Below are 21,937 nucleotides of genomic sequence, written 5' to 3'. Positions count from 1 at the left end.
GACAAGACTATGCAGACCGGTCTATTTTCTAGATGTGGCGATCAAAGGTGATGAGACGCGGGCGCGGCTGATCGAGGCGGCTCGGACGCTCGTGGAGGCGAAGGGCTACCACGGCACCGGGCTCAATGAGGTGCTCGCGGTGGCCGGCGCTCCTCGGGGTTCGCTCTATCACCACTTCCCCGGCGGCAAGGACCAGCTGGTCGGCGAGGCCCTCGCCGCCGCGGGCCGGGAGGTCGACGGCATGGTCGAAGAGCTGGCCGCGACGGTGTCCACCGCTCGCGATCTCGCCCTGGCCCTGCTGGACGGGCTGGCCGACCGGATGGTGGCGGCCGGCTACGCCAAGGGCTGCCCGGTGGCGACCGTCGCCCTGGAGGTCGCCGCGACCAACGACGACCTCCAGCCGATCTGCGGCGGCATCTACGCGGGCTGGCAGCGGGCGCTGGCCGATGCCCTGCGGGCCGACGGTCACGACGCGGAGGAGTCGGAGGAGCTCGCGGCGACGGTGCTCGCCCTGATCGAAGGCGCGCTGGTGCTGGCTCGCGCCGGCCGCAGCCGGGTCCCCATCGAGCGGACCGGCCGCCGCATCGCCAAACTGCTCGACGCCGCCTGAGCGTCGCCGGGCGCTCTTTTTTTATGCCTACAGATTATGTAGATCGGTCTAGAGAGGAATGTGGATGGAAGAGACTGACGCCGTGGTGTTCGGCGCGAACGGCTTCATCGGCAGATGGACGGTGCTGCACCTGCTGGAGCAGGGCCGGACGGTCACGGCCGTGCTCCGCGAGCCGGCTCGGAGCCGCGCGGGCGAACTACGCGCCTGGCTACAGGATCACGGCGTGGGAGCCGAGCGGCTCGTGGTCGTGGCCGGTGATCTCACAGCCGGTACGGACCTGGGGCTGAGCGCGGCGGACGACGAACGGCTCGCCGGCGTACGGGACGTCTTCAACACCGCCGCCGTCTACCGGTTCGGGCTGCGGCGCGAGGAGGCCAGGACGGTCAACGTCGAAGGCGCCCTGAACGTGCTGCGCTGGGCCGCGACCCGGGCCGGCCTGCGCAGGCTGATCCACGTGTCGGGCTACCGGGTCGGGCTGGACCCGGTGCCGCGGTATCCGCTCCCGGAGGCCGAGCTGGTGAAGCTCTACCGAGGCAAAGGGGCCTATGAAGGCTCCAAGACCGAGGGGGACGCGGCCGTACGGGTCGTCGCGGCGCAGTTGGGCATCCCGCTGACCGTGGTGAATCCGAGCACCGTGATCGGCCACTCCACCACGGGCGAGGCCGGCCAGTACATCGGCCTGGCCGAACTGGTCCGCGACCTGTGGACGGGCAGGCTTCCGGCGCTGCCGGGCACCGCCCGTACGTTCGTGCCCGTGGTGAGCGTGGATCATTTCGCGAAGTTCATGGCCGCCATTCCCGAACACGACCCGGAGCCCGGCGGCCTGCACTGGGTGCTCGACGAGACCACCCCGGACCTGCCCGACCTGGTGCGCCTGCTCGGCGGCCATCTGGGCGTACCCGCGCCGAAGACCCTCGTACCGGTGTCCCTGATCCGCCACCTGCCCGCGGCGCTGACCGGAGCCAATCCCGAGACCCTGGCCTTCCTGACCGAGGACCGTTACGACACGGGCTCGGCCGAGAAGGTGGCCGAGGCCGCGGGGCTCCGGCAGCCGCCTGTCGAGACCGCGCTGCGCCGCTGGGTCGATCGGCTGGTGGCGGACAGGTTCGGGACGGCGCCAGGTGGGCTTTCTGGCGGCTTCCATGACATCGGCGGATCGCGGACCTATGTCGCGGGGGACAGGACCTCGCCCGGCTTCGTCCTCCTGCACGGGCTTCCCCTCGACGGCGAGTCCTGGCAGGGAGTGCTCGGCGAACTGGACGAAGTATCCGCCCTGGTCGCCGACCTGCCGGGACTCGGCCGTTCCGCGCCCACGGCGGCCACCCCGCTGGAGTGGCTCACCGATCTGCTGGCACCCGTACGAACCCGGCCCGTCATCGTCGCCCACTCGGCGGCCACCGCACCGGCGCTCCGCTACGCCGCCGCTCATCCCGACCGCATCTCGGCCCTGCTGCTCGTCTCGCCCTATTTCCTCCAGGAAGAGGCTCCCTGGCTGCTCCGCACACCGATGCTCGCCGCGCCGCTCCTCAAGAGGATCTCCGCCGACCGGCTCACGACCTCACTCCTGGGCGCCAGCGCTTCCTCGGACGAGACCCACCGGGCCGTCGCGAGCGCCGCCGCCCAACTGCACCGGCCCGGCGTCGCCCGTCGTACGGCCCAGTGGTTGCGGGCCGCGTACCAGCCCGCCGAACGCGCCGCCCTCCAAGCCTTGCTGGGCGCAACCGGCTCAGTCCCGGTCCACATCGTGGCCGGACAGCTGGATCCGCTGGTCGGCGAGCCCGGCCCGGCCATCGTCACGACGGTCCCCGATGCTGGGCACCATCCGCAGCTCACCCACCCAGCCACCATCGCCGCGATCATGCGGCGCATGGCCGGCGCATCCACCCGGAGCTCGCGGTAACGGCCCGCGTCAGTGCTGCTCGGCCGCCGACTCCAGGACGAAGAGCGGGATCTCCCGGTCCGTCTTCTTCTGGTAGTCGGCATAGTCCGGGTACGCCTCGACGGCCCGAGCCCACCACACGGCCTTCTCGTCCCCGGTCACCTCGCGCGCCAGCATGTCCTGGCGCACCGGGCCGTCCTGAAGCTCCACCCGGGGGTCGGCCACCACGTTGTAGTACCAGACCGGATGCTTGGGGGCTCCGCCCAAGGAGGCGACCACGGCGTAGGAACCGTCGTGCTCCACCCGCATGAGCGGGGACTTGCGGATCTTGCCACTCTTCGCGCCCAGGGTCGTCAAGATGACGACAGGCAGGTCCCGCCGCCGCACGTCTTCCGCACCGACCAGGCTGCCCAGCGTCGTTCCTTCCGTACCACCGGAGCTTTCGTACAGCTCCACCTGGTCACGGACAAACTGCGCCGTGCTCGGCTCGTACTCACCTTTGAGTGGCATGTCGCCCATCTCCACGCTGTCGAAGAACCTTTGTTCCGCGCAACACAGAGAGCGGACGCGGTCATTCCCCCCAGGTGACCGGGAGGCTCTTGATCCCGTAGATGTCGGCGGCCTCCGGGCGCAGGGCGACCTCATCGGCGGGTACGGCCAGACGCAGGGTGGGGAAGCGGTTGAGCAGCGCGGGGAAGGCGACGCGCATCTCGACGCGGGCCAGCTGCTGGCCCAGGCACTGGTGGATGCCGTGGCTGAAGGCCAGGTGCCCGCCGTCCTGCCGGCGCAGGTCGAGCGTCTGGGGGTCGGTGAAGCGTTCGGGGTCGCGGTTGGCGGTGTTGAGAGACAGGATGACCGTCGTACCGGCCTTGATGGTGTGGCCGCCCAGTTCGACGTCCTCCAGCGCGACCCTCTGGAACTGCTTGGCGACGCTCAGATACCGCAGCAGCTCCTCGACGGCCCCCTCGGTGAGCTCGGGGTCGGCGCGCAGCGCGGCCAGCTGCTCCGGGTTCTGCAGCAGCGCGAAGGTGCCCAGCGCCAGCATGTTCGCGGTGGTGTCGAACCCGGCCGACAGCAGGATGAGGGCCATCCCTTTCAGTTCCTCGTCGGTCAGGTCGCTGTCGAGGAGGTCGCTGAGCACGTCGTCGGTGGGATTGGCGCGCTTGGCGGCCACCAGCTCCGCGAGGTAGGTCTGGGTCGCGGTGTAGGCCGCGATCAGCTCCTCGTCGCTGACCTCGCCGCCGAGGAACTTGTCGATGTTCTCCTGGAAGCGGCCCCGGTCCTCGTACGGCACGCCCAGCAGCTCACAGATGATGACGGCGGGGATGGGCTTGGCGAACGCGGTCACCAGATCCGCCGACGATCCTGCCTTCTCCATCGCGTCCAGGTGCTCGGCGGTGACCTGCTCCACGCGCTCGGTCAGCAGCCGCATGCGCCGGACGGTGAACTTGCCCACCAGGGGCTTGCGGTAGCGGCTGTGCTGCGGCTCGTCCATAAGGAGGAACTCACCGGGCGGCGCCGGCGGGACCTCGAAGCCGCCGTAGTCGATGGTCGGGTGGTGGCCCATGAGCTCCTTGCGCGAGCTGAACCGCGGGTCGGCCAGGACCGACCGGACCAAGTCGAAGCCGGTGATCAGCCAGCCCTGATGTCCGTCGGGGAAGGGAAAGCGGCTGATCGGGCTCTGCTCACGGGCCTGGATCAGCTCCTTGGGCGGGTCGAAGGGGCAGCCGGGCTGACGCGTGGTGGGCATCGCGGTGACGGTGTGTTCCATGGCATCCACCATCGCCGATTGCCCTGATATGGGACCGTCGCCGAGCTGACACGGCCGCTGACATGACACGGCACAATGTCTGATGTGCGAGTTGAACTGCTTGGACCGTTCGAGGTCCGGAACCACGATGGGGTCGTTGCGGAGGTTCCCGGGATTCGGCTGCGCGCGCTGCTGGCCGCACTCGCCCTCGAACCTGGCCGGATCGTCACGCGGGCCAGGCTGGTGGACTGGATCTGGGGGCAACAGCCGCCCGCGGACGAAGTGAATGCCCTGCAGGCGCTGGTGTCCAGGCTGCGCAGGGCGTTGCCGGACGGCGTCATCGAGGCGGATTCCGGCGGCTACCGGCTGGCCGTGGCGCCTGATGCCGTGGACGTGTACCGGTTCGAGCACCTGATCGGTCAGGCCCGTGCCGCCGAGCCCGCCGCGCGGGCGGAGCTGCTGCGCTCGGCCTTGGCGTTGTGGCGCGGCACGGCCATGGCGGACATCGCACTACGAGACAGCGACGCCTTCGACGCCGTGGTCGCGCGGCTGGACGAACTCTACGTCGCCGCGCTCGGAGATCGGGTCGATGCGGACATTCGCCTCGGCCGTGGCTCGGAACTGGTCTCCGAGCTGACCGAGCTGGTTGCCACGTACCCGCTGCGAGAGGGGTTCGTGGCGGCCTTGATGCGAGCGCTCGCCGAGACGGGGCGGGGCAACGAGGCGCTGACCGTGTACCAGCGGACGCGCGAGCGGCTCGCTGAGGAGTTGGGCGCCGATCCATCGGCCGAGCTCTCCGCGCTGCACACCGCGTTGCTGCGGGGCGAGCTGGGCGAGCGGGCGGAGAACAACCGGACGAACCTGCGCGCCGAGCTGACGAGTTTCGTCGGCAAGGACGATGACATCGCCGCGGTCGCCGTGCTGGCCATCGGGCACCGGCTGGTCACCTTGACGGGCGCGGGCGGCTCCGGCAAGACGAGGCTGGCCACGGAGACCGCGCGGACGATGCTCACCGAGCTGCCGGACGGGGCGTGGCTGGTCGAACTGGCCTCGGTGCAGGAGGGCGGCGACCTGGCGCAGGCCGCCCTCACCGCACTCGGCCTGCGCGACCAGCCATTGCTCGGTGGTGCGCGGGACGGCGAACCGATGGATCGGCTCATCGCCGCGGTCCGGGAGCGCACGATGTTGCTGATCCTGGACAACTGCGAGCACGTGATCGAGGCGGCCGCGGCTTTCGCGGATCGGCTGCTGGGGGAGTGCCGGCGACTGCGGATCCTGGCCACGAGCAGGGAACCGCTCGGCATCACCGGAGAGGTGCTGTGGCAGGTCGAGCCACTCGCGCTGACCGCGAAGGGAGCAGACCCCGCCGACGTCGGGTCCTCGCCCGCGGTGCGGCTGCTGCGGGACCGCGCGGATCTGGTGCGCAAGGACATCGGCTCCGACGCGCACGCCTTGTCGGCCATGGCGCGGATCTGCCGGGCGCTCGACGGGATGCCCCTGGCGATCGAACTGGCCGCGGCACGGCTGCGCACCATGTCCGTCGATCAGCTGGCGCATCGGCTCGATGACCGATTCCGGCTGTTGACCAGCGGCAGCCGTACGGCGCTTCCCCGGCACAAGACACTGCGCGCGGTCGTGGACTGGAGCTGGGACCTGCTGACCGAGGCCGAACGCGGCGTGCTGCGGCGGCTCTCGGTGTTCGCCGGCGGGGCGAGCCTGGAAGCGGCCGAACAGGTGTGCGGGGTCGAGGCACTCGCCGGGGAGCAGCTGTTCGACGTGCTGACCTCGTTGATCGAGAAGTCGCTGCTGCTCGCCGACGGCGAGGGCACGCCACGCTACCGGATGCTCAACACCATCAGGGAGTACGCGGCGGACCGGCTGGCCGAGGCCGGGGAGACCGAGCCGGCGCGCCGGGCGCACCTTGCCTACTTCACCGAGCTGGCCGAGACGGCCGATCCGCACCTGCGTCGGGCCGAGCAGCTGGAGTGGCTGTCCACGCTCGAGGCCGAGCACGACAACATCGGTGCGGCCATGCGCGGAGCGATCGCCGAGGGATGGGCCCTGGAGGCGATGCGGCTGGTCGGCGCCGCGGGCTGGTACTGGTTCCTCAGCGGGCGCAGGACCGAGGGCACCGACCTGAGCATCGCGGCGGCCTCGCTGCCGGGTGAGGTCCCCGATGAGGTGCGGGCGATGGCGTACACCATCGTGACGGTGTTCATGACCTCCGGGCCCGGCCGCGACCAGTATCAGGCGGAGAAGTGGATCCAAGAGGCGCACCGGTTCATCCAGCGCAGCGGCTATCGCAACCCGCTGCTCGGGTTCGTCGCGCCGCTGGAGCGGATGCTGCGGGAGCCGACGGATTTCCTGCCCGCGTTCGAGCCGCTGATCACCGACGACGATCCGTGGGTACGCGCGCAGGCCAGGCTCGCTCGTGGCCGATTGCGGCTCACGCTCGGCGGCGACGAGACCGACGTGGACATCGACGCCGAAATCGCCCTTGCGGAGTTCCGCACGCTGGGTGACCGGATGGGGATCTCGTTGGCGCTCACCTTCCTGGCCGATCGGCTCGCCATGCGCGGCGAGCTCGCCCGCTCGTGTGAGCATTTCGAAGAGGCGGCTGTGGCGCTGACCGAGGTAGGCGTGACCGAGGACGTGGTCAGTCTGCGGGCGCGGCAGGCGCAGCTGTACTGGCAGCTCGGCGATGAGCGATCCAGCACGTCCGCCATGGCCGAAGCGCAGCGGTACGCGAACGGGTTCACCTGGCCGGACACGCTTGCCGACCTGGAGCTGTCGATGGCGCAGCTGGCGCGCTGGCGCGGCGACCCGGACAGGACACACCAGCACCTGGCCAAGGTGCGGGCGATGCTGGACAGCGAGGAACTGAGCGCCTTGGCCCGCATCAAGGCCACGGACCTGGACGGCTACCTCACCGAGGATCTCGGCAAGGCCCGCGCGCATCGGAGCGAGGCGTTCCGCGCGGCTGTGGAGACGACGTATCCACCGCTGATCGCCGAGGTGTTGATCGGGGTCGCGGATCTCGCGCTGCGCCAGGAACAGTACGAGCAGGCCGCGCGACTGCTCGCGGCGAGCGACATCGTGCGCGGCACACCGGATCGTTCGCAGCCGGACGCCGCCAGGATCGCCGCGGACGCGCGGAATCGCCTCGGTGACACCGGGTTCGCCGAGGCGACCCTTGACGGACAGCGGCGGGATTGGCGGGAGCTGGCCGAGATCACCCTCGCTTCGTGAACGACTCGTGTGCTCCCGTGGGGAACTCCTCGATGCCGAGCACCCGCAGCAGCTCCAACCGCTCACGCGTCTCGGCGTCCGCCGGGGTGAGCACCACCAGCTGTTGACCCTGGTCGGGAGTGACCAGGGTCTCGCAGTCCATGGTCAGCAGGCCCACCCGCTCATGCAGCATGGTCTTGCGGTCGGCGCGCCGGACCGCCACCTCGTGCTCGACCCAGAGCCGGCGGAAGTCGGCGCTCGCGGCCCGCAAACGGTCGACGAGTCCCTCGACCGTGGGGTCGCCGGACCGGCGGCCGTTGGCCGCACGTAGGTCGGCCACGAGCTGACGGGCCCGATGCTCCCGCTCCTCCGGCGGGCAGAAGGCGCGGACGGCGGGCTCGGTGAACCAGCGGTACACGACGTAGCGCCGGTCGCCGGAGAAGCCGGTGTGATCGCCCGACAGCAGGACGGCCGCCCGGTTCTGGGCGAGAACCTCACCCAGGTCGGACAGCACCATGGCCGGGGTGTCGCCCAGCAGGTCGAGCATGCGCACCAGGCCGGCGCGGGCCAGGAGGGCCACCCCGTCGGCGGGCGGTGGCCGGTGGCCGGCCAGGTGGAACAGATGGTCGCGCTCGTCGTCGGAGAAACGCAACGCCCGGGCCAGCGCGCCGAGCAACTGGGTCGAGGGCTGACTGCTACGGCCCTGCTCCAGGCGTACGACATAGTCCACCGACATCCCGGCGAGCATCGCCACCTCTTCCCGGCGCAGGCCGGCGGTGCGACGGCGAGGGCCGTCGGCGAGTCCCACCTCGGCCGGCCGGATCGCCTCGCGGCGGCGGCGCAGGAAGTCGGCGAGCTGGTCACGTTGCATGGCTTCATCCTGCCTCGCGGTTCGTCCACCGAGCCAGGGAGCGGCTCTCCCATGATGGAGGCTCCGCTTCCGCGCGTCCCGGCCCGGGCCCATGGTTGGGGGACGACATCGACAACGAGGGAGAACGTGATGCAGAGCCGAACCCTGGGCCGCACTGGACCGGCCGTTTCCGCGCTGGGTCTGGGTGCGATGGGCATGTCGGGCGCTTATGGCGCGACCGACCGCGCGGAGAGCATCGCCACCGTGCACGCCGCGCTGGAGAGCGGCGTCACGCTGCTCGACACCGGCGACTTCTACGCCATGGGCCACAACGAGTTGCTGCTGGCCGAGGCGCTGCGCGGCCGGGATCGCGAGAGCTACCAGCTGAGCGTCAAGTTCGGCATGCTGCGGGGGCCGGGTTCTGAATTCGGCGGGCATGACAGCCGTCCCGAGGCGGTGAAGAACTTCCTGGCCTACTCGCTGACCCGGCTGGGCACCGACCACATCGACATCTACCGTCCCGCCCGGCTGGACCCGGCGGTGCCGATCGAGGAGACGGTGGGGGCGATCAAGGAGATGATCGACGCCGGATACGTGCGGCACATCGGTCTGTCGGAGGTCGATGCGGCGACGATCCGCCGGGCGCAGGCCGTGCACCCGATCTCCGACCTGCAGATCGAGTACTCACTGATCTCCCGCGCGGTGGAGGCGGACGTTCTGCCCACGCTGCGGGAGCTCGGCATCGGTCTGACCGCCTATGGCGTCCTCGGCCGCGGCCTCATCTCCGGGCACTGGTCCGCCGGCCACACCGCCGGCCCCGGCGACGTCCGCGGCTTCAGCCCGCGCTTCTCCGGCGAGAACGTGGAACACAACCTCGCCCTCGTGGAGGCCCTGCGCCGGGTCGCCGAGGCGAAGGGCCGCACCGTCGCCCAGCTGGCCATCGCCTGGGTGGCCGCACAGGGCGAGGGCATCGTGCCGCTGGTCGGCGCGCGCACCCGCGAGCGGCTGGCCGAGGCGCTGCCCGCGATGGACCTGGACCTCACCGCGGACGACCTCGCGGAGATCGAGAAGGCGGTGCCACCTAACGCGGCCCGCGGCGACCGGTACCCGTCCGCGTTCATGTCCAACCTCGGTGTGGGCAACTGAGCTTGCCGGCTCAGTTTGCCTTGACGCTGGTGGCAACGTTCTAGCGTGGCCGCGGCAAGTGGGTGTCGCACAGTTGGAGGAATGACGGATGAAGTTCGGGATCAGCTACAACTCGGCCTACTACGGCGTTGACCCCGAAAGGATCACGGCCTATGCCCGGCATGCCGAGGACTGTGGCTTCGAGTCGCTTTACCTGCCGGAGCACATCGCGCTCTATCCCGGCGCCGCGGTCGGGCCCTTTGAGCTCCCGCCGACACTGCCTTACGGCGATCCGCTCGACTGCCTGAGCTTCGTCGCCGCGGCCACGGAGCGGATCCTGCTCGGCACGGGGGTGCTGCTGCTGCCGTACCACCATCCGGTGATCCTTGCCAAGCGCCTGGCGACCATCGATGCGCTGTCCAAGGGGCGGATGCGGCTGCTGACCGTGGGGGTCGGCTCCCTGCCGGGCGAGGCGCGGGCGGTGGGGGTCGACTTCAGCACCCGCGGCCGTCGTACGGATGAGGCGATCGACGTCATGCGGCTGCTCTGGGCCGGTGGCGAAGAGGGCGTCAGCTTCGCCGGGGAGTTCTTCGCCTTCGAGGACCTGTGCCAGTTCCCCAAGCCCTACGGGGTCACCCACCTGCCGATCCACGTCGGCGGATCGAGCCGGGTGGCCGCCCGCCGCGCCGGACGCCGCGGCGACGGCTACTTCCCCGGCGGCGCGCTCGATCTGAACGAGCGCGCCGTCCAGCTCGACCTCGCCCGCTCGGCCGCCGTCGAGGCCGGTCGGAGCCCGGAAGCGCTGGAGTACACCCGATGGGGGTCGATCGACATGCCCGCCGAACAGGTCGAGGCACTGGCCGCACAGGGCGTGACCCGCATCGTCGTGAACCCCAGCGCCCCCGAACTGGATCAGCAACGCGATGAGATGTCCGCGTTCGCCGAGCGGTTCGCCCTCCGCTCGAGCAGTCCGGTCTGACGGCGCCGCCGAGACCGAAGGCGGTGAGGATGGACGGCGAGGTCCAGCCCGGCTCCGGACCTTGCGCCAGGACGAAGACCAGCAGCGTGATCCCGGCGGTGGCGGTAAGCGCACCGGGCAGATCGAAACGGCGTTCCCGTACGCCGTCGCGACCCGGCCCCATCGCGGGGCGGGTCGGCGGGAAGGAGCGGAAAACCCGCCAGGAGAGCCGCGCAGGCCAGCAGGACGAAGATTTGACGTGCTCCTCGTCTTGAGGAGGCGAGGATTCCCGTGCTGCTCACGCAGCAGTTCATGCCACATGAGCAGCACGAGCTGTGGAACGGGATGCTTGACGCTTCACCGACCCGCCTACCGGCAAGTCTCCACATCCTGTCACCGCCCGTCCGGCGGCCTCGTTGTACCGATGAATCCAGGAAGCGATCTCACCGCCAGCTTGGTTATCGCTTGCCAGTTCGATCACAGAAATCTTACCGTACGTGACTGATGTGTCGCAAGCAGTTCCGGTTGCTGTACGCTCGCGCCCCAGGGGCACTCACACGCGGGCCTACACCATCCCGCCTGAAGACGGGAGCACTGGCCCGCATCTCGGTAGAAGTTCACGCTCCCGTGACGTCCTGGACGAAGTGATCGACACCGCGTCGGACCGGCGGCCGTCCCCTCGCTGAGGAGCGTGGTCATCGGAACACTCCGGTGTGACCGAGGGAGTAGCGTCCGGGCTGCGGGAAGAAGCACAGGCCGTGCGGCCCCCGGCCGACCTTGATCTTGTGGAGCAGTCTGCCGGTCTCGGTGGAGAAGACGTAGACGACCCCGTGATACCTCCCCGAGAGCCAGAGCTGCTTGCCGTCCGCCGACACCCCGCCCATGTCGGGTGAGCCGCCGCCCGGGATCCGCCACCGATCGACCACCTCGCGGCTGGCGAACGAGACGACGGAGACCGTCCCCTCGCCTCTGTTGGAGACGTAGAGCAGCCGCGCGTTCCTGCTGACGTACAGGCCGTGCGCGCCCTTGCCGGTACGCAGGAGGCCCACTCGCCGGAAGGTGGCGGCGTCGATGATCCACACGCCACCCGCCATCATGTCGGCGACATAGAAGCGCCGGCCGTCGGGTGAGAGCTTGACGTCCTGCGGCATGTTCCCCGCCCCGACCTCGATCACCTTCTTCACGCGGGGCCGCCGCCAGTTGATCGCCACGAGCTGGCCGGAGAACTCGCAGCTGGCCAGGAAGATGGAGCCGTCGGCGGTGAAGTCGCCGTGGTTGACGCCCCTGCACGGCAGGTCGAGGGAGCGGATCAGGCGCATCGAGTGCGGGTCGCGAAAGTCGAGGCGGTTGTTGCGTTCGGCCATGACCAGCGCGTACGAGCCGTCGGGGGTGAAGTACAGGTTGTACGGATCGTCCACGGGCACCGGTTTGCCGGGGCGGCCCGTCACCGGGTTGATCGGGGTGAGCCGGTTGCCCTGGTTCTCGTTGACCCACAGCGTCTTCAGGTCCCAGGAGGGCACGACGTGCTGGGGCAGGGCGCCCACCCGGTAGCGGTGCACGACGCGGAAGGTGCGCGGGTTGATGACGTCCACCGTGTTCGACTCGCTGTTGGGGACGTACACGCGAGGGGTCAGGTGCTCCACCCGCGGGCTGAGCATTCCTGGCCGGTCGTGGGCGTACACGTTGATTTTGCGGGTGACCGCCTGGGCGTGCTTCCGCGGTGCGGGCTTCGGCGGCGGCGCGGACTCGATGGTCGCCACCATGGGCGCGGGCGGCGGACCGCAGGAAACCACGGCGATGGCGGTCGCAACCAGCATGATCGTCATCGGCGGCAGTCGCATGCGCCACAGCCTAGGAAGGCGTGCGGCAGCGCCCTTTTACACCAGGGTCAAGGTCGCGTGCGCACAAGGCAAAGGCGTGGCAAAGCGAGGGTCTTGACCAAGCGCTCGTTCAAGGCATATATATCGGAAGGTAAACATATGTAGCCGTCCCGATATCCGATCGGAGCCCCAGGTGGCGCGTACCCAGGATCAGCGGCGAGCCGAGACCCGGGCCCGGCTGATCGACGCGGCGGCGGACCTGTTCGCCCGCAAGGGGTTCCACGCGGTGTCCGCCGAAGCGGTGGCCGATGCGGCCGATCGCACCACCGGCGCGCTGTACAACCACTTCGGCGGCAAGGAAGGGCTGCTGCTCGCGCTGCTGGAGGTGTGGAAGGACCAGACCGCGGCCGAGTTGCTCGCCGGGTTCGAGGAGATCACCGAGCTCGACGACCGGCTGGCCGCGCTGTTCCAAGCGCTGACCCGTACGGACGAGGATCGCGGTGCGTCATGGCTCCTGCTCGAACTGGAGCTGTGGCTGCACGGCGCGCGTGATCCCGCCATCGCCGAGCCGCTGGCGCGGCGCTACGCCGACATCCGGGCCCGGCTCGCCGGAGGGCTGTCCGACTGGGCCGAGACGGCGGGGGTGCCGCTTCGCCGATCACCGGAACGGACGGCGACGGCCGTGCTCGGGGTGCTGATCGGCTGCGCGGTGCAGCACCGGCTCGATCCCTTGGCGGTCGAGGAGCGAGCGGTCGTCGAAAGCCTGCGCGACCTGCTCGGCCTCCCTTGGGATGGCCCGGACCATCCCGAACCGCTCGAACTGCTCGACTCCTAGCTCATCGCGCCGAAAGGGAGCCCATGCGGATCAACCTGCTCGAAGAGACGTGGGAACGCGAAGTTCCACACGACCAGTTCGCCTACCTACGCCAGAACGCGCCCGTCCACTGGCACGACGTCCCCGACGACACCGGCTTCTGGGCCGTCACGAAATATCATGATGTGAGGGCGATCAGCAGGGATGTGCATACCTGGTCGACCGAGATCGGGACCGCGTTCATCCGTACGCAGACGCCGGAGTTCATCGAGATCGCCAGCATGACGCTCCTGAACATGGACCCGCCCAAGCAGACCCGCTACCGCCGGCTGGTGAGCGCGGGTTTCACGCCCAGGACGATCGGCCGGCTGCGCGGGACCGTGCAGCGGCGCGCCGAGAAGATCGCGAACGACGCGCGGGACAAGAACGGCGAGGTCGAGTTCGTCACCGACGTGGCCGAATATCTGCCGCTGCAGATGATCTGCGACCTCATCGGCGTCCCCGAGGAGGACCACCACCTGATCTTCGAGTGGTCGAACCGCATGGTCGGCTTCCAGGATCCCGACTTCCGCACCACGCCCGAGGACGGCGAGAACGCCGCGGCCGAGATCTTCGCCTACTGCGACGGCCTCGTCGACGACCGCCGCCGCAACCCGCGTGACGACATCCTCACCGCCCTCGTACAGGCGGAGGTCGACGGCGACAGGCTGACCAGGGACGAGATCGACTCCTTCTTCGTGATCCTCTGCGTCGCCGGGAACGAGACCACCCGCAACCTCATCGCCCACGCCATGAACGCCCTCATCACCCACCCGGACAGCTATCGCGACCTCGCCGCCGGCCTCGACGACGAGGATCTGTGGCGTAGCGCCACCGAGGAGTTCCTGCGCTGGGGTTCCTCGATCCACAACTTCCGGCGTACGGCCACGCGCGACACCGAACTCCGCGGCCAGAAGATCGCCGAGGGGGAGAAGGTGGTCACCTTCTACATGTCCGCCAACCACGACGAGGACATCTTCGCCGACCCGTACACCTTCGACATCCGCCGCAACCCCAACGACCACATGACGTTCGGCGGCGGCGGCCCGCACTTCTGCCTGGGCGCCAACCTGGCGCGACTGCAGATCACCTGCATGATCAGGGAGCTGCTGCGCCGCTTCCCCGAGGCGGAGCACGCGGGGCCGGTCAAGCGGATGCGGTCCGATTTCATCAACGGCATCAAGCACATGCCGGTCCGCTTCTCCCTGCCGAGCTGACCGCCTCCTCCGTCTTGTTCGCCACCGCGGTACCGCACTACCGTGCCGAGGTGGATCTTTTCGTACGCGCCTGGACGGCGTTGCGCACGGCGGTCGCCGAACTCTCGGACGAGGACTTCGCGCGGCCGTCCGGCTGTGCCGGCTGGCTCGTGCGGGACCTGGTGTGCCATCTGGTCATCGACGCCCAGGACGTCCTGATCACCCTCGTGACCCCCGCCGACACGGAGCCGACCCGCGACGCGGTGACCTACTGGGACGTCGCCGCGACGCCGCCGACCGGCGACGACCCGCTCGACGCGCTGACCGTCCGGCTGGCCGCCGCGTACGGGGAGCCTCGGCTGCTCAAGTTCCACCTCGACGACGTCGGCTCCGCCGCCGGCCGCGCCGCCGAACTCGCCGACCCGGGCCTCCGGGTCGGCACCCGTGACGAGGTCCTCACCGCGGGCGACTACCTCTCCGCGTACGTCCTGGAATGGACGCTGCACCACCTCGACCTGATCGCGAACCTCCCGGGCAAGGCGGAACCGCCCGCCGAAGGGCTCGCCCGGTCCCGCGCGATGCTGGAGAAGATCGCCGGGACCGCGTTCCCCGTGTCGTTCTCCGACAAGGACGCGCTGCTGGTCGGCACCGGGCGGCGTACCCCGACCGACGCGGAGCAGGCCGAACTGGGCGAGCTGGCGGCGAAACTCCCGCTTGTCCTCGGATAATCGAATTAACTATGAAAAACTAGTCACTCTTGATTCGCTACAGTGGCGGCATGACACGCGGAGGACTGCGGGAGCGCAAGAAGGCCCAGACACGCAAGCGGCTGGCCGACACGGCCTTCGCGATGTTCCGGGAGCGTGGCTTCGACGCGGTGACCGTGGCCGAGATCGCCGACGCGTGTGACATCGCGGTCAGCACGTTGTTCGCCTACTTCCCCAGCAAGGAGTCGCTGGTCTTCGACCAGGAGGCCGCGCACGAACAGCGACTGGACTCCGTGGTGCGTGACCGTGCGGCAGGAGTGACGATCCTGGACGCGCTGGAGGCCTATCTCGCCGCGCCCAAGCCGCGCGAGCCCGGCGACCCTTCACGCGAGGAGTTCCTGGACCTGGTCCACGCCACCCCCGCGCTGCGCGACCACTTCATGCGCACGCAACGCACCTGGGAGACCACTCTCGCCCAGGCCATCGCCGAGGAAGCCGGGCTGTCCGGCGACGATCTCCAGGCTCGCGCGCTGGCCCGCTTCGCCCTCGACGTCGGCGCCCTCGCCGAGGAGAGCCCCGACCCCGCGCACACGCTGCGCGTCCTGTTCGCCCGGCTGCGCAACGGCTGGGCCGATCTGGACCGCACCCCGACCGCCCGCCCTGACGCCGGCAGCTAGGCGGCTACGCGTGCGCCTTCTCGACGGGACGCGTCCGGCGCGGCGGCCAGGCGGTGCTTGCGCTTGGGCATCCCGTAGGTGGGGTGCGAGGTGGCCCACAGCGCTGTCTTGAGGATGCCCGCCTTGATCCGTGCGGGCTTCCAGCCGCCCTTGTACGTCGGCTTCGCCTGCCCTTCGTCGTCGACCGTCTGCAGGATCCCGTCCCGCCGCCCGAGGCTGATGTGGTTGTACGTGTAGACCAGCTTGGTGTTCGCGATCTTGCGGCCGGTCAGGCGTCCCACGATCGCCTCGATGGCCTGCCTGCCGGTGTAGCCGGCCGAAGCGCAGGACATCGGCAGCGGCCGGCCGTTGTCGCCCAGGGCGTAGGCGCTGTCACCGATGGCGTAGACGTTCGGGTGCGAGACCGACCGCATGGTGCGATCGACGACGATCTGGCCGTTCCCGGTGACCTCCAGCCCGCCGGCGGCGGCGATGGGGTTGACCGCGAACCCGGCCGTCCACACGGTTGCCTCGGACGCCAGTGTGGTGCCGTCGGCGCACCGCACCCGCGTCGCTTCGACGGCTTCCACGCTGGTGTGCTCCAGGACGGTGACGCCCAGCCGGTCGCAGGCCTGGCGCAGGTGGCCGCGGGCTCCGGCGGAGAGCCGGGCGCCCAGCTCGCCGCGGGCGATGAGCGTCACCGACAGGCCGGGCCGGGATTCGGCGATCTCGGTGGCGGTCTCGATGCCGGTCAGCCCGTCGCCGACGACCAGCACATTCCCGCCTCCGCCCCGCCTGTCCAGGCGCTCGCGCAGGTGCAGCGCCGAGGGCCGGGCGGCGACGTCGAAGGCGTGCTCGGCCACGCCGGGGACGCCGCGGTCGTCGCCGTGGCTGCCGAGCGCGTAGACAAGCGTGCCGTAGCCGAGTTCGCCGCCGCCGTCGGCGTCAGCCACGGCGACGACCCGGCGCTCGGGGTCGACGGCGGTGACGCGGGCCAGACGTAGCCGTATCCCCGTGTCCGCGAAGACGTCGGCGAGCTTTGGAGCCTCGATCTCCTGGCCGGCCGCCACCTGGGGCAGCCGCATTCGCTGGACGAAGTCCGGCACGGCGTTGACCACGGTGATCTCGGTGTCCTTCGGGGACAGCCGGCGGGCCAGGTTCCCGGCCACGTAGGCCCCGGCATAGCCGGCGCCGAGGACGACGATGCGGTGCTTCATCTGTTGCTCCTGTCGGTTCGCTTGCTTCTGGTGAGCTGACTCGGCCCTGGGTCATCGATTTTCTTGATCGAGGTTGCCGTGAGCCTCCGCCGAAAGGTCCTGCCAGTCGGCCCAGGTCTTGAGCCGGTCGGCGTAGACCTGCTGGAGCATCGGGTAGAAGCCCTGCCCGAAGAGCACCCGCAGGGGCGGGTTGTCGGAGTCGACGAGCTTGAGGAGCGCCTGGGCCGCGGCGGCCGGGTCGCCGGCGGGCTGCTTTCCCGCGAACGTGGCGATGCGCCGGCGAAGGGCGTCGTAGATCGGGTTGGGCTCGGCCAGGTGGCCGTTGTTGAGGGGATCGGGATTCTTGCCGGACCTGGTGGCGAAGCCGCCGGGCTCGATCACGGTCACCTTGATGCCGAAGTCGGCGACCTCTTGGGCGAGGGATTCGTTCAGGGCTTCCAGGGCCCACTTGGAGGCGCTGTAGGCGCCGCTGAGCGGCATCGCGATGAGCCCGGCCGCAGAGGACAGCTGGATGATGTGCCCCGCGCCTTGTTCGCGCAGGTAGGGCAGCGCGGCCTGGATCACCCACAGCGCGCCGAACAGGTTGGTCTCCAGCTGGTCGCGCAGTTGCTGCTCGGTCAGCTCCTCGATCACGCCGACCTGGGCGTAGCCGGCGTTGTTCACGATGACGTCCAGACGGCCGAAGTGCTCCTTGGCCCGCTTGACGCTGTCGAAGACGGCGGCCTTGTCAGTGACGTCCATCTCCAGCGGAAGCAGTGCGTCGCCGTAGGCGGTGGCCAGATCGTCAAGGCTCGCGGCGTTCCGGGCGGTCGCGACCACCTTGTCACCGCGCGACAGGGCGGCCTCGACGAAGTTGCGGCCCAGGCCGCGGGACGAGCCGGTGATGAACCAGACCTTGCTCATGATGTCGTTCCGTTCTTTCTGCGGTGGCGATCGCCGTACGGCGTCCTGACGACCATGCGGCGTCGGCGCCCCGAACTTTGTGACAGTGCGGTCATGTGACGTGTGTCACCGATCACCGGTGTCACACCGTGGCGGGCGCCGGCGCCTTGTGCATGGAGCAGGAGTTGAGAGTGAGCAGGCAGGAGCGAGGTATGAACGAGCGCGGGGATGCGACGACGGGCACAGCCGAGCCGATGGCTGCCGGCGGCCGGATGGACCCGGCGACCGAGGCATTCATCGCCCACCGCAACCTGCTGTTCACCGTCGCCTACGAGATGCTTGGCTCGGCGGCCGACGCCGAAGACGCCCTGCAGGAAACCTGGCTGCGGTGGGTCAAGGTCGACCTTGGGCAGGTGTCCGACCAGCGCGCCTACCTGGTGCGGATCACGACTCGGCGCTCGCTCGACCGGCTGCGCACCATTCGGCGCCTCAAGGAGAACTACATCGGTCCCTGGTTGCCCGAGCCGCTGCTCACCGCGCCGGACGTGGCCGAGAACGTCGAGCTCGCCGAGAGTGTGTCGATGGCGCTCATGCTCGTACTCGAGACGCTCTCACCCACGGAACGCGCCGTCTTCGTGCTGCGCGAGGTCTTCAGTATCAGTCACGAGGAGATCGCGGCCGCCGTCGGCAAGAGCTCCGCGGCCGTCCGGCAGATCGCGCACCGCGCCCGTCGGCATGTCGAGGCTCGCCGCCCGCGCGAGGTGGTCTCCCCGGGCCAGACCCGGGCGGTGTTGGAGTCGTTCCAGCGCGCGTTGACAACCAGGGACCTGCAGGGCCTGCTTGACGTGCTCGCCCCTGAGGTCGTCCTGGTGAGCGACGGCGGCGGCGTCAAGCAGGCCGCGTCGCAGCCGATCACCGGCGCCGGCAAGGTGGCCCGCATGATCGTCAGCGGCCTCGGCAAGGTCCAAGTCGCGCTCACCAGCGAGCCCACCGTGGTCAACGGCAACCCCGCCCTCCTCCTCCGCTTGGACGGCGAGATCGACGGCGTCATAGCGGTCCGGGTCGAGGACGCCCGCATCACCGGCCTCTATTACGTCCGCAACCCGCAGAAGCTGACCCGCATTGCTTCCGAGACCCCCCTCACGCTGAAGTAATCCCTCGGCCGCCGCGCCAGAGAAGCTGACCGCATCGACACCGCGACCCCACGCAGGCCGTGAAGCCAGTGCCGACAGTGTCGATCACGCCACCCAAGGGCGCCACAAGCACAACAAACTCCGCCAGATCTATTACTGGGAGGTCATTCATGACGAAGAACGTCGCCGGCGAACTCGCCGGCCTGGAACTGCCGGTCGAGCGGGGCTGCCCGTTCGCCCCGCCCACCGCCTACGAACGGCTGCGTGAGCAGGCGCCGATCAACAAGGTCCGCCTGACGAGCGGCGGCGAAGCGTGGTGGGTGTCCGGGCATGAGGAAGGTCGGGCCGTCCTCGCCGACGGCCGCTTCTCCTCCGACAAGCGCAAGGACGGCTTCCCGCTCTTCACCCTCGATGCGGCGACGCTGCAGCAGCTCCGCAGCCAGCCGCCGTTGATGCTCGGCATGGACGGCGCGGAACACTCCGCGGCCCGCCGTCCGGTGATCGGCGAGTTCACCGTGAGGCGGCTGGCCGCGCTGCGCCCGCGGATCCAGGACATCGTCGATCACTTCATCGACGACATGCTCGCCGCCGACCAGCGGCCGGTCGACCTGGTGCAGGCGCTGTCCCTGCCGGTGCCCTCCCTGGTGATCTGCGAACTGCTCGGCGTCCCCTACGCCGACCACGACTTCTTCCAGAGCCTCACCACCATGATGGTGAGCCGGACCTCGCTGGAAGGCCGCCGGCGAGCCTTCGCCGAACTGCGCGCCTACATCGACGACCTGGTCACCCGCAAGGAGTCCGAACCCGGCGACGACCTGTTCGGCCGGCAGATCGCCCGGCAACGCCAGGAGGGCACCCTCGACCACGCGGGCCTGGTGAGCCTGGCCTTCCTGCTGCTGACCGCCGGACACGAGACCACGGCGAACATGATCTCGCTCGGCGTGGTCGGGCTGCTCTCCCATCCGGAGCAACTGGCCCTCATCACGGCCGATCCGGGCAAGACGCCCATGGCCGTGGAGGAATTGCTGCGCTACTTCACCATTGCCGACGGAGTCACCTCCCGGCTGGCTACCGAAGACGTGGAGATCAGCGGGGTGAGCATCCAGGCCGGCGAGGGCGTCATCGTCTCCGGCTTGTCGGCCAATTGGGACCCGGCCGCGTTCAAGGATCCGGCCGAACTGGATGTCGAGCGCGGGGCCCGCCACCACCTCGCCTTCGGGTTCGGCCCGCACCAGTGCTTGGGCCAGAACCTGGCCCGGATGGAGCTGCAGATCGTCTTCGACACGCTGTTCCGTTGCATCCCTGCCCTGCGGCTCGCCGTACCGGGCGGGGACCTGCCGTTCAAGAGGGACGCCGTCATCTACGGCGTTCACGAACTCCCGGTCACCTGGTGAGCAGGACATGATGCGGATCAAAGCCGACACCGACCTCTGCGTCGGCTCCGGCCAATGCGTCCTGACCGAGCCGGCCGTCTTCGACCAGGACGACGACGGCATCGTGGCCCTGCTGACCGACCACCCCGACGACCAGAGCGCCGCACAGGCGCGCCACGCCGTCACCCTGTGCCCATCCCGAGCCCTGTCCATCCTGCAGGAGTAAGTACATCCCCGGCGACGACGCGTCCGCGCCGGTGGAGGGCGACGAGTCCGGTGGGGTAGCTCAGGCCTTCAGCGGCGTCGAGACGGCGGATCGACCTGGCGCTCGACGTCGCGGGCGCCGGCTCGTTGCCCGAGCTGGCCGCGATCACCGGTACGGCGGCGTCGGTGCTCACCCTCGCCGACTTCACCGGCCCGTCGCTCGGGGTCCGCCTCTCACGGTGCCGTCATCTCGCTGCTCACCCTGCCGACCGGCCCCGGCCGGGCTCGGCGCATGCGGTCGTTGAGGTCGCGCCGCACGCTGTCGACGTCACCGGTGAAGTTCGCCGACAGGTTGTCCATCAGCTCCGCGCAGGCCTGGGCGGCGGCCGCCGACCGGGGCAGCATGACCTCTTCGTAGGCGGCGACGGCCCGGTCGAGATCGGAATGGGTGGCGATGGCCGTGGCCAGGTCGCTGCCGTCGATCAGGGCAAGGTTGGCGCCGATGCCGAAGGGCGGCATGAGGTGGGCGGCGTCGCCGAGCAGGGTGATGCCGGGGACGTGGTCCCAGGTGTGTCCAGCGGGCAGCACGTGCAGGGGCCGGTTGACGAACCCACTGTCGTTGCCGCGGAACAGGTCGAGGAACCTGGCGTCCCAGCCGGTGAACACGCCGCGCAGATAGTCGCACACCGCCTCGGTGTCGCCGAGGTCGAGGCCTGCGGTGACATGCCAGTCGGCGGGGGCGTCGAAGGCGGCGTAGAGGCGGATGTGGGCGCCGCTGTTGCGCTGGGCCGAGATCATCTTCCCGTCGGCTCGCGCCGCCAGCGTGCCCGGGCCGACCCAGCGGGCGAGGTCGGGGTGGCGGACGTCGACGTCGTCGAGGAACGCCTCGACGATCGTGGAGCCCGTGTAACGGGGGATGGCGTCCGAGACGGCCGGGCGGACCCGGGACCAGGCGCCGTCGGCGCCGATGACGAGGTCGAAGTCCGCGGTGGTGCCATCGGCGAAGCGCAGGCGAGCGCCGCCGTCCAGCGGGTCGGCCCCGTCCACCCCGTGCCCCCAGCGGACGGTGCCTGAGCTGAGGGAGTCCAGCAGCAGGCCCCGCAACTGACCCCGATCGATCTCCGGGGCGTAACTCTCGTCACGGCTGTCGGTGGGCCGCTCGTGGTGGACCAGCGTGGCCGTGAACGGGTCCAGCCCCCGCAACTCCTGCCCCTGCGCCCGAGCCAGGGCGGCGAACCGCTCGAACAGGCCGACCGCCCGCAGCGCGGCCTGACCGGTCGGCACGTGCAGGTCCAGCATGCCGCCCTGCCAACGGGCATCGCGGGAGACCTCCCGTTCGAACACGGCTGCCGGGATGCCGTGCGCTTGCAGGCCGCGGGCGCAGGCGAGACCGCCGACGCCGGCGCCCACGATCGCGATGCGGAGGTCACGGGGAGAGGTCATGGCAAGTTCCTCTGGTTGTCGCTGGATGCCGGGGGAGCCCAGCCCGCGACCAG

The 21,937-nt window shown here is 69.9% G+C and carries 19 protein-coding genes and 1 pseudogene; 13 read left to right on the top strand and 7 right to left on the bottom strand.

Translation table 11 applies throughout. From position 1 onward, the window contains the following. Positions 1–34: 34 nt before the first annotated feature. Positions 35–610, top strand: coding sequence for a TetR/AcrR family transcriptional regulator (locus KME78_RS12150; protein ID WP_219528937.1), 576 nt, complete (start codon positions 35–37; stop codon positions 608–610). Between the two features lie 64 nt (positions 611–674). Continuing rightward, the gene (locus KME78_RS12145; RefSeq protein ID WP_219528936.1) at positions 675–2,510 is read left to right on the top strand and encodes an alpha/beta fold hydrolase; all 1,836 of its coding nucleotides are present in this window, start codon (positions 675–677) and stop codon (positions 2,508–2,510) included. Positions 2,511–2,519: 9 nt separating this feature from the next. Here KME78_RS12145 and KME78_RS12140 read toward each other — a convergent pair whose 3' ends face one another. Together KME78_RS12140 and KME78_RS12135 are read right to left on the bottom strand one after the other, a co-directional pair. Continuing rightward, positions 2,520–2,999 (bottom strand): nitroreductase family deazaflavin-dependent oxidoreductase, encoded by a 480-nt coding sequence (locus KME78_RS12140; protein WP_219528935.1) that lies wholly within the window; start codon positions 2,997–2,999, stop codon positions 2,520–2,522. A 61-nt stretch (positions 3,000–3,060) separates the two neighbouring features. Beyond that, positions 3,061–4,260 (bottom strand): cytochrome P450, encoded by a 1,200-nt coding sequence (locus tag KME78_RS12135; protein WP_219528934.1) that lies wholly within the window; start codon positions 4,258–4,260, stop codon positions 3,061–3,063. An 84-nt stretch (positions 4,261–4,344) separates the two neighbouring features. Between KME78_RS12135 and KME78_RS12130 the strand changes: the two genes are divergently transcribed. Then, the gene (locus tag KME78_RS12130) at positions 4,345–7,488 is read left to right on the top strand and encodes an AfsR/SARP family transcriptional regulator (protein ID WP_465264807.1); all 3,144 of its coding nucleotides are present in this window, start codon (positions 4,345–4,347) and stop codon (positions 7,486–7,488) included. On the opposite strand, the gene KME78_RS12125 is transcribed toward KME78_RS12130, so the two are convergent. After that, positions 7,472–8,338 carry a helix-turn-helix transcriptional regulator gene (locus tag KME78_RS12125; protein WP_219528932.1) on the bottom strand — a complete coding sequence of 289 codons (867 nt, stop codon included), beginning with the start codon at positions 8,336–8,338 and terminating at the stop codon, positions 7,472–7,474. The genes KME78_RS12130 and KME78_RS12125 overlap by 17 nt on opposite strands. Positions 8,339–8,467: 129 nt before the next feature. Here KME78_RS12125 and KME78_RS12120 point away from each other — a divergent pair, with 129 nt between their 5' ends. Next, positions 8,468–9,463 (top strand): aldo/keto reductase, encoded by a 996-nt coding sequence (locus KME78_RS12120; protein ID WP_219528931.1) that lies wholly within the window; start codon positions 8,468–8,470, stop codon positions 9,461–9,463. An 88-nt stretch (positions 9,464–9,551) separates the two neighbouring features. Next, the gene (locus KME78_RS12115) at positions 9,552–10,421 is read left to right on the top strand and encodes a TIGR03619 family F420-dependent LLM class oxidoreductase (RefSeq protein ID WP_219528930.1); all 870 of its coding nucleotides are present in this window, start codon (positions 9,552–9,554) and stop codon (positions 10,419–10,421) included. A gap of 674 nt (positions 10,422–11,095) precedes the next feature. Here the strand turns inward: KME78_RS12115 and KME78_RS12110 are convergent. After that, positions 11,096–12,241 carry a YncE family protein gene (locus KME78_RS12110; RefSeq protein ID WP_219528929.1) on the bottom strand — a complete coding sequence of 382 codons (1,146 nt, stop codon included), beginning with the start codon at positions 12,239–12,241 and terminating at the stop codon, positions 11,096–11,098. A gap of 172 nt (positions 12,242–12,413) precedes the next feature. Here KME78_RS12110 and KME78_RS12105 point away from each other — a divergent pair, with 172 nt between their 5' ends. The 4 genes from KME78_RS12105 to KME78_RS12090 are packed head-to-tail and all read left to right on the top strand — an operon-like array spanning position 12,414 to position 15,653. Further along, entirely contained in the window at positions 12,414–13,055 is a 642-nt protein-coding gene (locus KME78_RS12105) for a TetR/AcrR family transcriptional regulator (RefSeq protein WP_219528928.1), read from the top strand. Positions 13,056–13,078: 23 nt separating this feature from the next. Continuing rightward, the gene (locus tag KME78_RS12100) at positions 13,079–14,290 is read left to right on the top strand and encodes a cytochrome P450 (protein WP_219528927.1); all 1,212 of its coding nucleotides are present in this window, start codon (positions 13,079–13,081) and stop codon (positions 14,288–14,290) included. Positions 14,291–14,340: 50 nt separating this feature from the next. Continuing rightward, positions 14,341–14,997, top strand: coding sequence for a maleylpyruvate isomerase N-terminal domain-containing protein (locus KME78_RS12095; protein WP_219528926.1), 657 nt, complete (start codon positions 14,341–14,343; stop codon positions 14,995–14,997). 50 nt (positions 14,998–15,047) lie between these two features. Then, positions 15,048–15,653: a TetR family transcriptional regulator gene (locus KME78_RS12090; RefSeq protein WP_219528925.1), complete on the top strand. Its 606-nt coding sequence runs from the start codon at positions 15,048–15,050 to the stop codon at positions 15,651–15,653. On the opposite strand, the gene KME78_RS12085 is transcribed toward KME78_RS12090, so the two are convergent. Both KME78_RS12085 and KME78_RS12080 read right to left on the bottom strand, forming a co-directional pair. Then, entirely contained in the window at positions 15,650–16,849 is a 1,200-nt protein-coding gene (locus KME78_RS12085) for an NAD(P)/FAD-dependent oxidoreductase (protein ID WP_219528924.1), read from the bottom strand. The genes KME78_RS12090 and KME78_RS12085 overlap by 4 nt on opposite strands. 51 nt (positions 16,850–16,900) lie before the next feature. Continuing rightward, positions 16,901–17,752, bottom strand: a complete 852-nt coding sequence (locus KME78_RS12080; protein WP_219528923.1) for an SDR family NAD(P)-dependent oxidoreductase — start codon at positions 17,750–17,752, stop codon at positions 16,901–16,903. 191 nt (positions 17,753–17,943) lie between these two features. Here KME78_RS12080 and KME78_RS12075 point away from each other — a divergent pair, with 191 nt between their 5' ends. The 4 genes and pseudogenes from KME78_RS12075 to KME78_RS68415 form a co-directional block, all read left to right on the top strand. Further along, the gene (locus tag KME78_RS12075; protein ID WP_219528922.1) at positions 17,944–18,885 is read left to right on the top strand and encodes an RNA polymerase sigma-70 factor; all 942 of its coding nucleotides are present in this window, start codon (positions 17,944–17,946) and stop codon (positions 18,883–18,885) included. Positions 18,886–19,034: 149 nt separating this feature from the next. Next, on the top strand, positions 19,035–20,258 hold the full coding sequence (locus KME78_RS12070) for a cytochrome P450 (protein WP_219528921.1): 1,224 nt from the start codon (positions 19,035–19,037) through the stop codon (positions 20,256–20,258). Positions 20,259–20,265: 7 nt separating this feature from the next. Further along, entirely contained in the window at positions 20,266–20,463 is a 198-nt protein-coding gene (locus KME78_RS12065; RefSeq protein WP_372454898.1) for a ferredoxin, read from the top strand. An 86-nt stretch (positions 20,464–20,549) separates the two neighbouring features. Next, a pseudogene (locus KME78_RS68415) lies at positions 20,550–20,678 on the top strand (NADP-dependent oxidoreductase); the annotation flags it as partial. Here KME78_RS68415 and KME78_RS12060 read toward each other — a convergent pair. Further along, a complete protein-coding gene (locus KME78_RS12060) occupies positions 20,676–21,884 on the bottom strand; it encodes an FAD-dependent oxidoreductase (RefSeq protein WP_219528920.1) in 1,209 nt (402 codons plus the stop codon). The pseudogene KME78_RS68415 and the gene KME78_RS12060 sit on opposite strands and share 3 nt — an antisense overlap. Positions 21,885–21,937 lie beyond the last annotated feature (53 nt).

Source organism: Nonomuraea guangzhouensis (assembly GCF_019396345.1).
In the GTDB taxonomy this organism is placed as follows: domain Bacteria; phylum Actinomycetota; class Actinomycetes; order Streptosporangiales; family Streptosporangiaceae; genus Nonomuraea; species Nonomuraea guangzhouensis.
This window is presented reverse-complemented; position numbering and strand designations above follow the sequence as displayed.

Excerpts from the sequence above, each read along its gene's own strand:
- KME78_RS12145 (WP_219528936.1), top strand. The coding sequence starts at position 675 with ATGGAAGAGACTGACGCCGTGGTGTTCGGCGCGAACGGCTTCATCGGC.
- KME78_RS12140 (WP_219528935.1), bottom strand. The coding sequence starts at position 2,999 with ATGCCACTCAAAGGTGAGTACGAGCCGAGCACGGCGCAGTTTGTCCGT.
- KME78_RS12135 (WP_219528934.1), bottom strand. The coding sequence starts at position 4,260 with ATGGAACACACCGTCACCGCGATGCCCACCACGCGTCAGCCCGGCTGC.
- KME78_RS12125 (WP_219528932.1), bottom strand. The coding sequence starts at position 8,338 with ATGCAACGTGACCAGCTCGCCGACTTCCTGCGCCGCCGCCGCGAGGCG.
- KME78_RS12120 (WP_219528931.1), top strand. The coding sequence starts at position 8,468 with ATGCAGAGCCGAACCCTGGGCCGCACTGGACCGGCCGTTTCCGCGCTG.
- KME78_RS12115 (WP_219528930.1), top strand. The coding sequence starts at position 9,552 with ATGAAGTTCGGGATCAGCTACAACTCGGCCTACTACGGCGTTGACCCC.
- KME78_RS12110 (WP_219528929.1), bottom strand. The coding sequence starts at position 12,241 with ATGCGACTGCCGCCGATGACGATCATGCTGGTTGCGACCGCCATCGCC.
- KME78_RS12100 (WP_219528927.1), top strand. The coding sequence starts at position 13,079 with ATGCGGATCAACCTGCTCGAAGAGACGTGGGAACGCGAAGTTCCACAC.
- KME78_RS12090 (WP_219528925.1), top strand. The coding sequence starts at position 15,048 with ATGACACGCGGAGGACTGCGGGAGCGCAAGAAGGCCCAGACACGCAAG.
- KME78_RS12085 (WP_219528924.1), bottom strand. The coding sequence starts at position 16,849 with ATGAAGCACCGCATCGTCGTCCTCGGCGCCGGCTATGCCGGGGCCTAC.
- KME78_RS12080 (WP_219528923.1), bottom strand. The coding sequence starts at position 17,752 with ATGAGCAAGGTCTGGTTCATCACCGGCTCGTCCCGCGGCCTGGGCCGC.
- KME78_RS12075 (WP_219528922.1), top strand. The coding sequence starts at position 17,944 with ATGAACGAGCGCGGGGATGCGACGACGGGCACAGCCGAGCCGATGGCT.
- KME78_RS12070 (WP_219528921.1), top strand. The coding sequence starts at position 19,035 with ATGACGAAGAACGTCGCCGGCGAACTCGCCGGCCTGGAACTGCCGGTC.
- KME78_RS12065 (WP_372454898.1), top strand. The coding sequence starts at position 20,266 with ATGATGCGGATCAAAGCCGACACCGACCTCTGCGTCGGCTCCGGCCAA.
- KME78_RS12060 (WP_219528920.1), bottom strand. The coding sequence starts at position 21,884 with ATGACCTCTCCCCGTGACCTCCGCATCGCGATCGTGGGCGCCGGCGTC.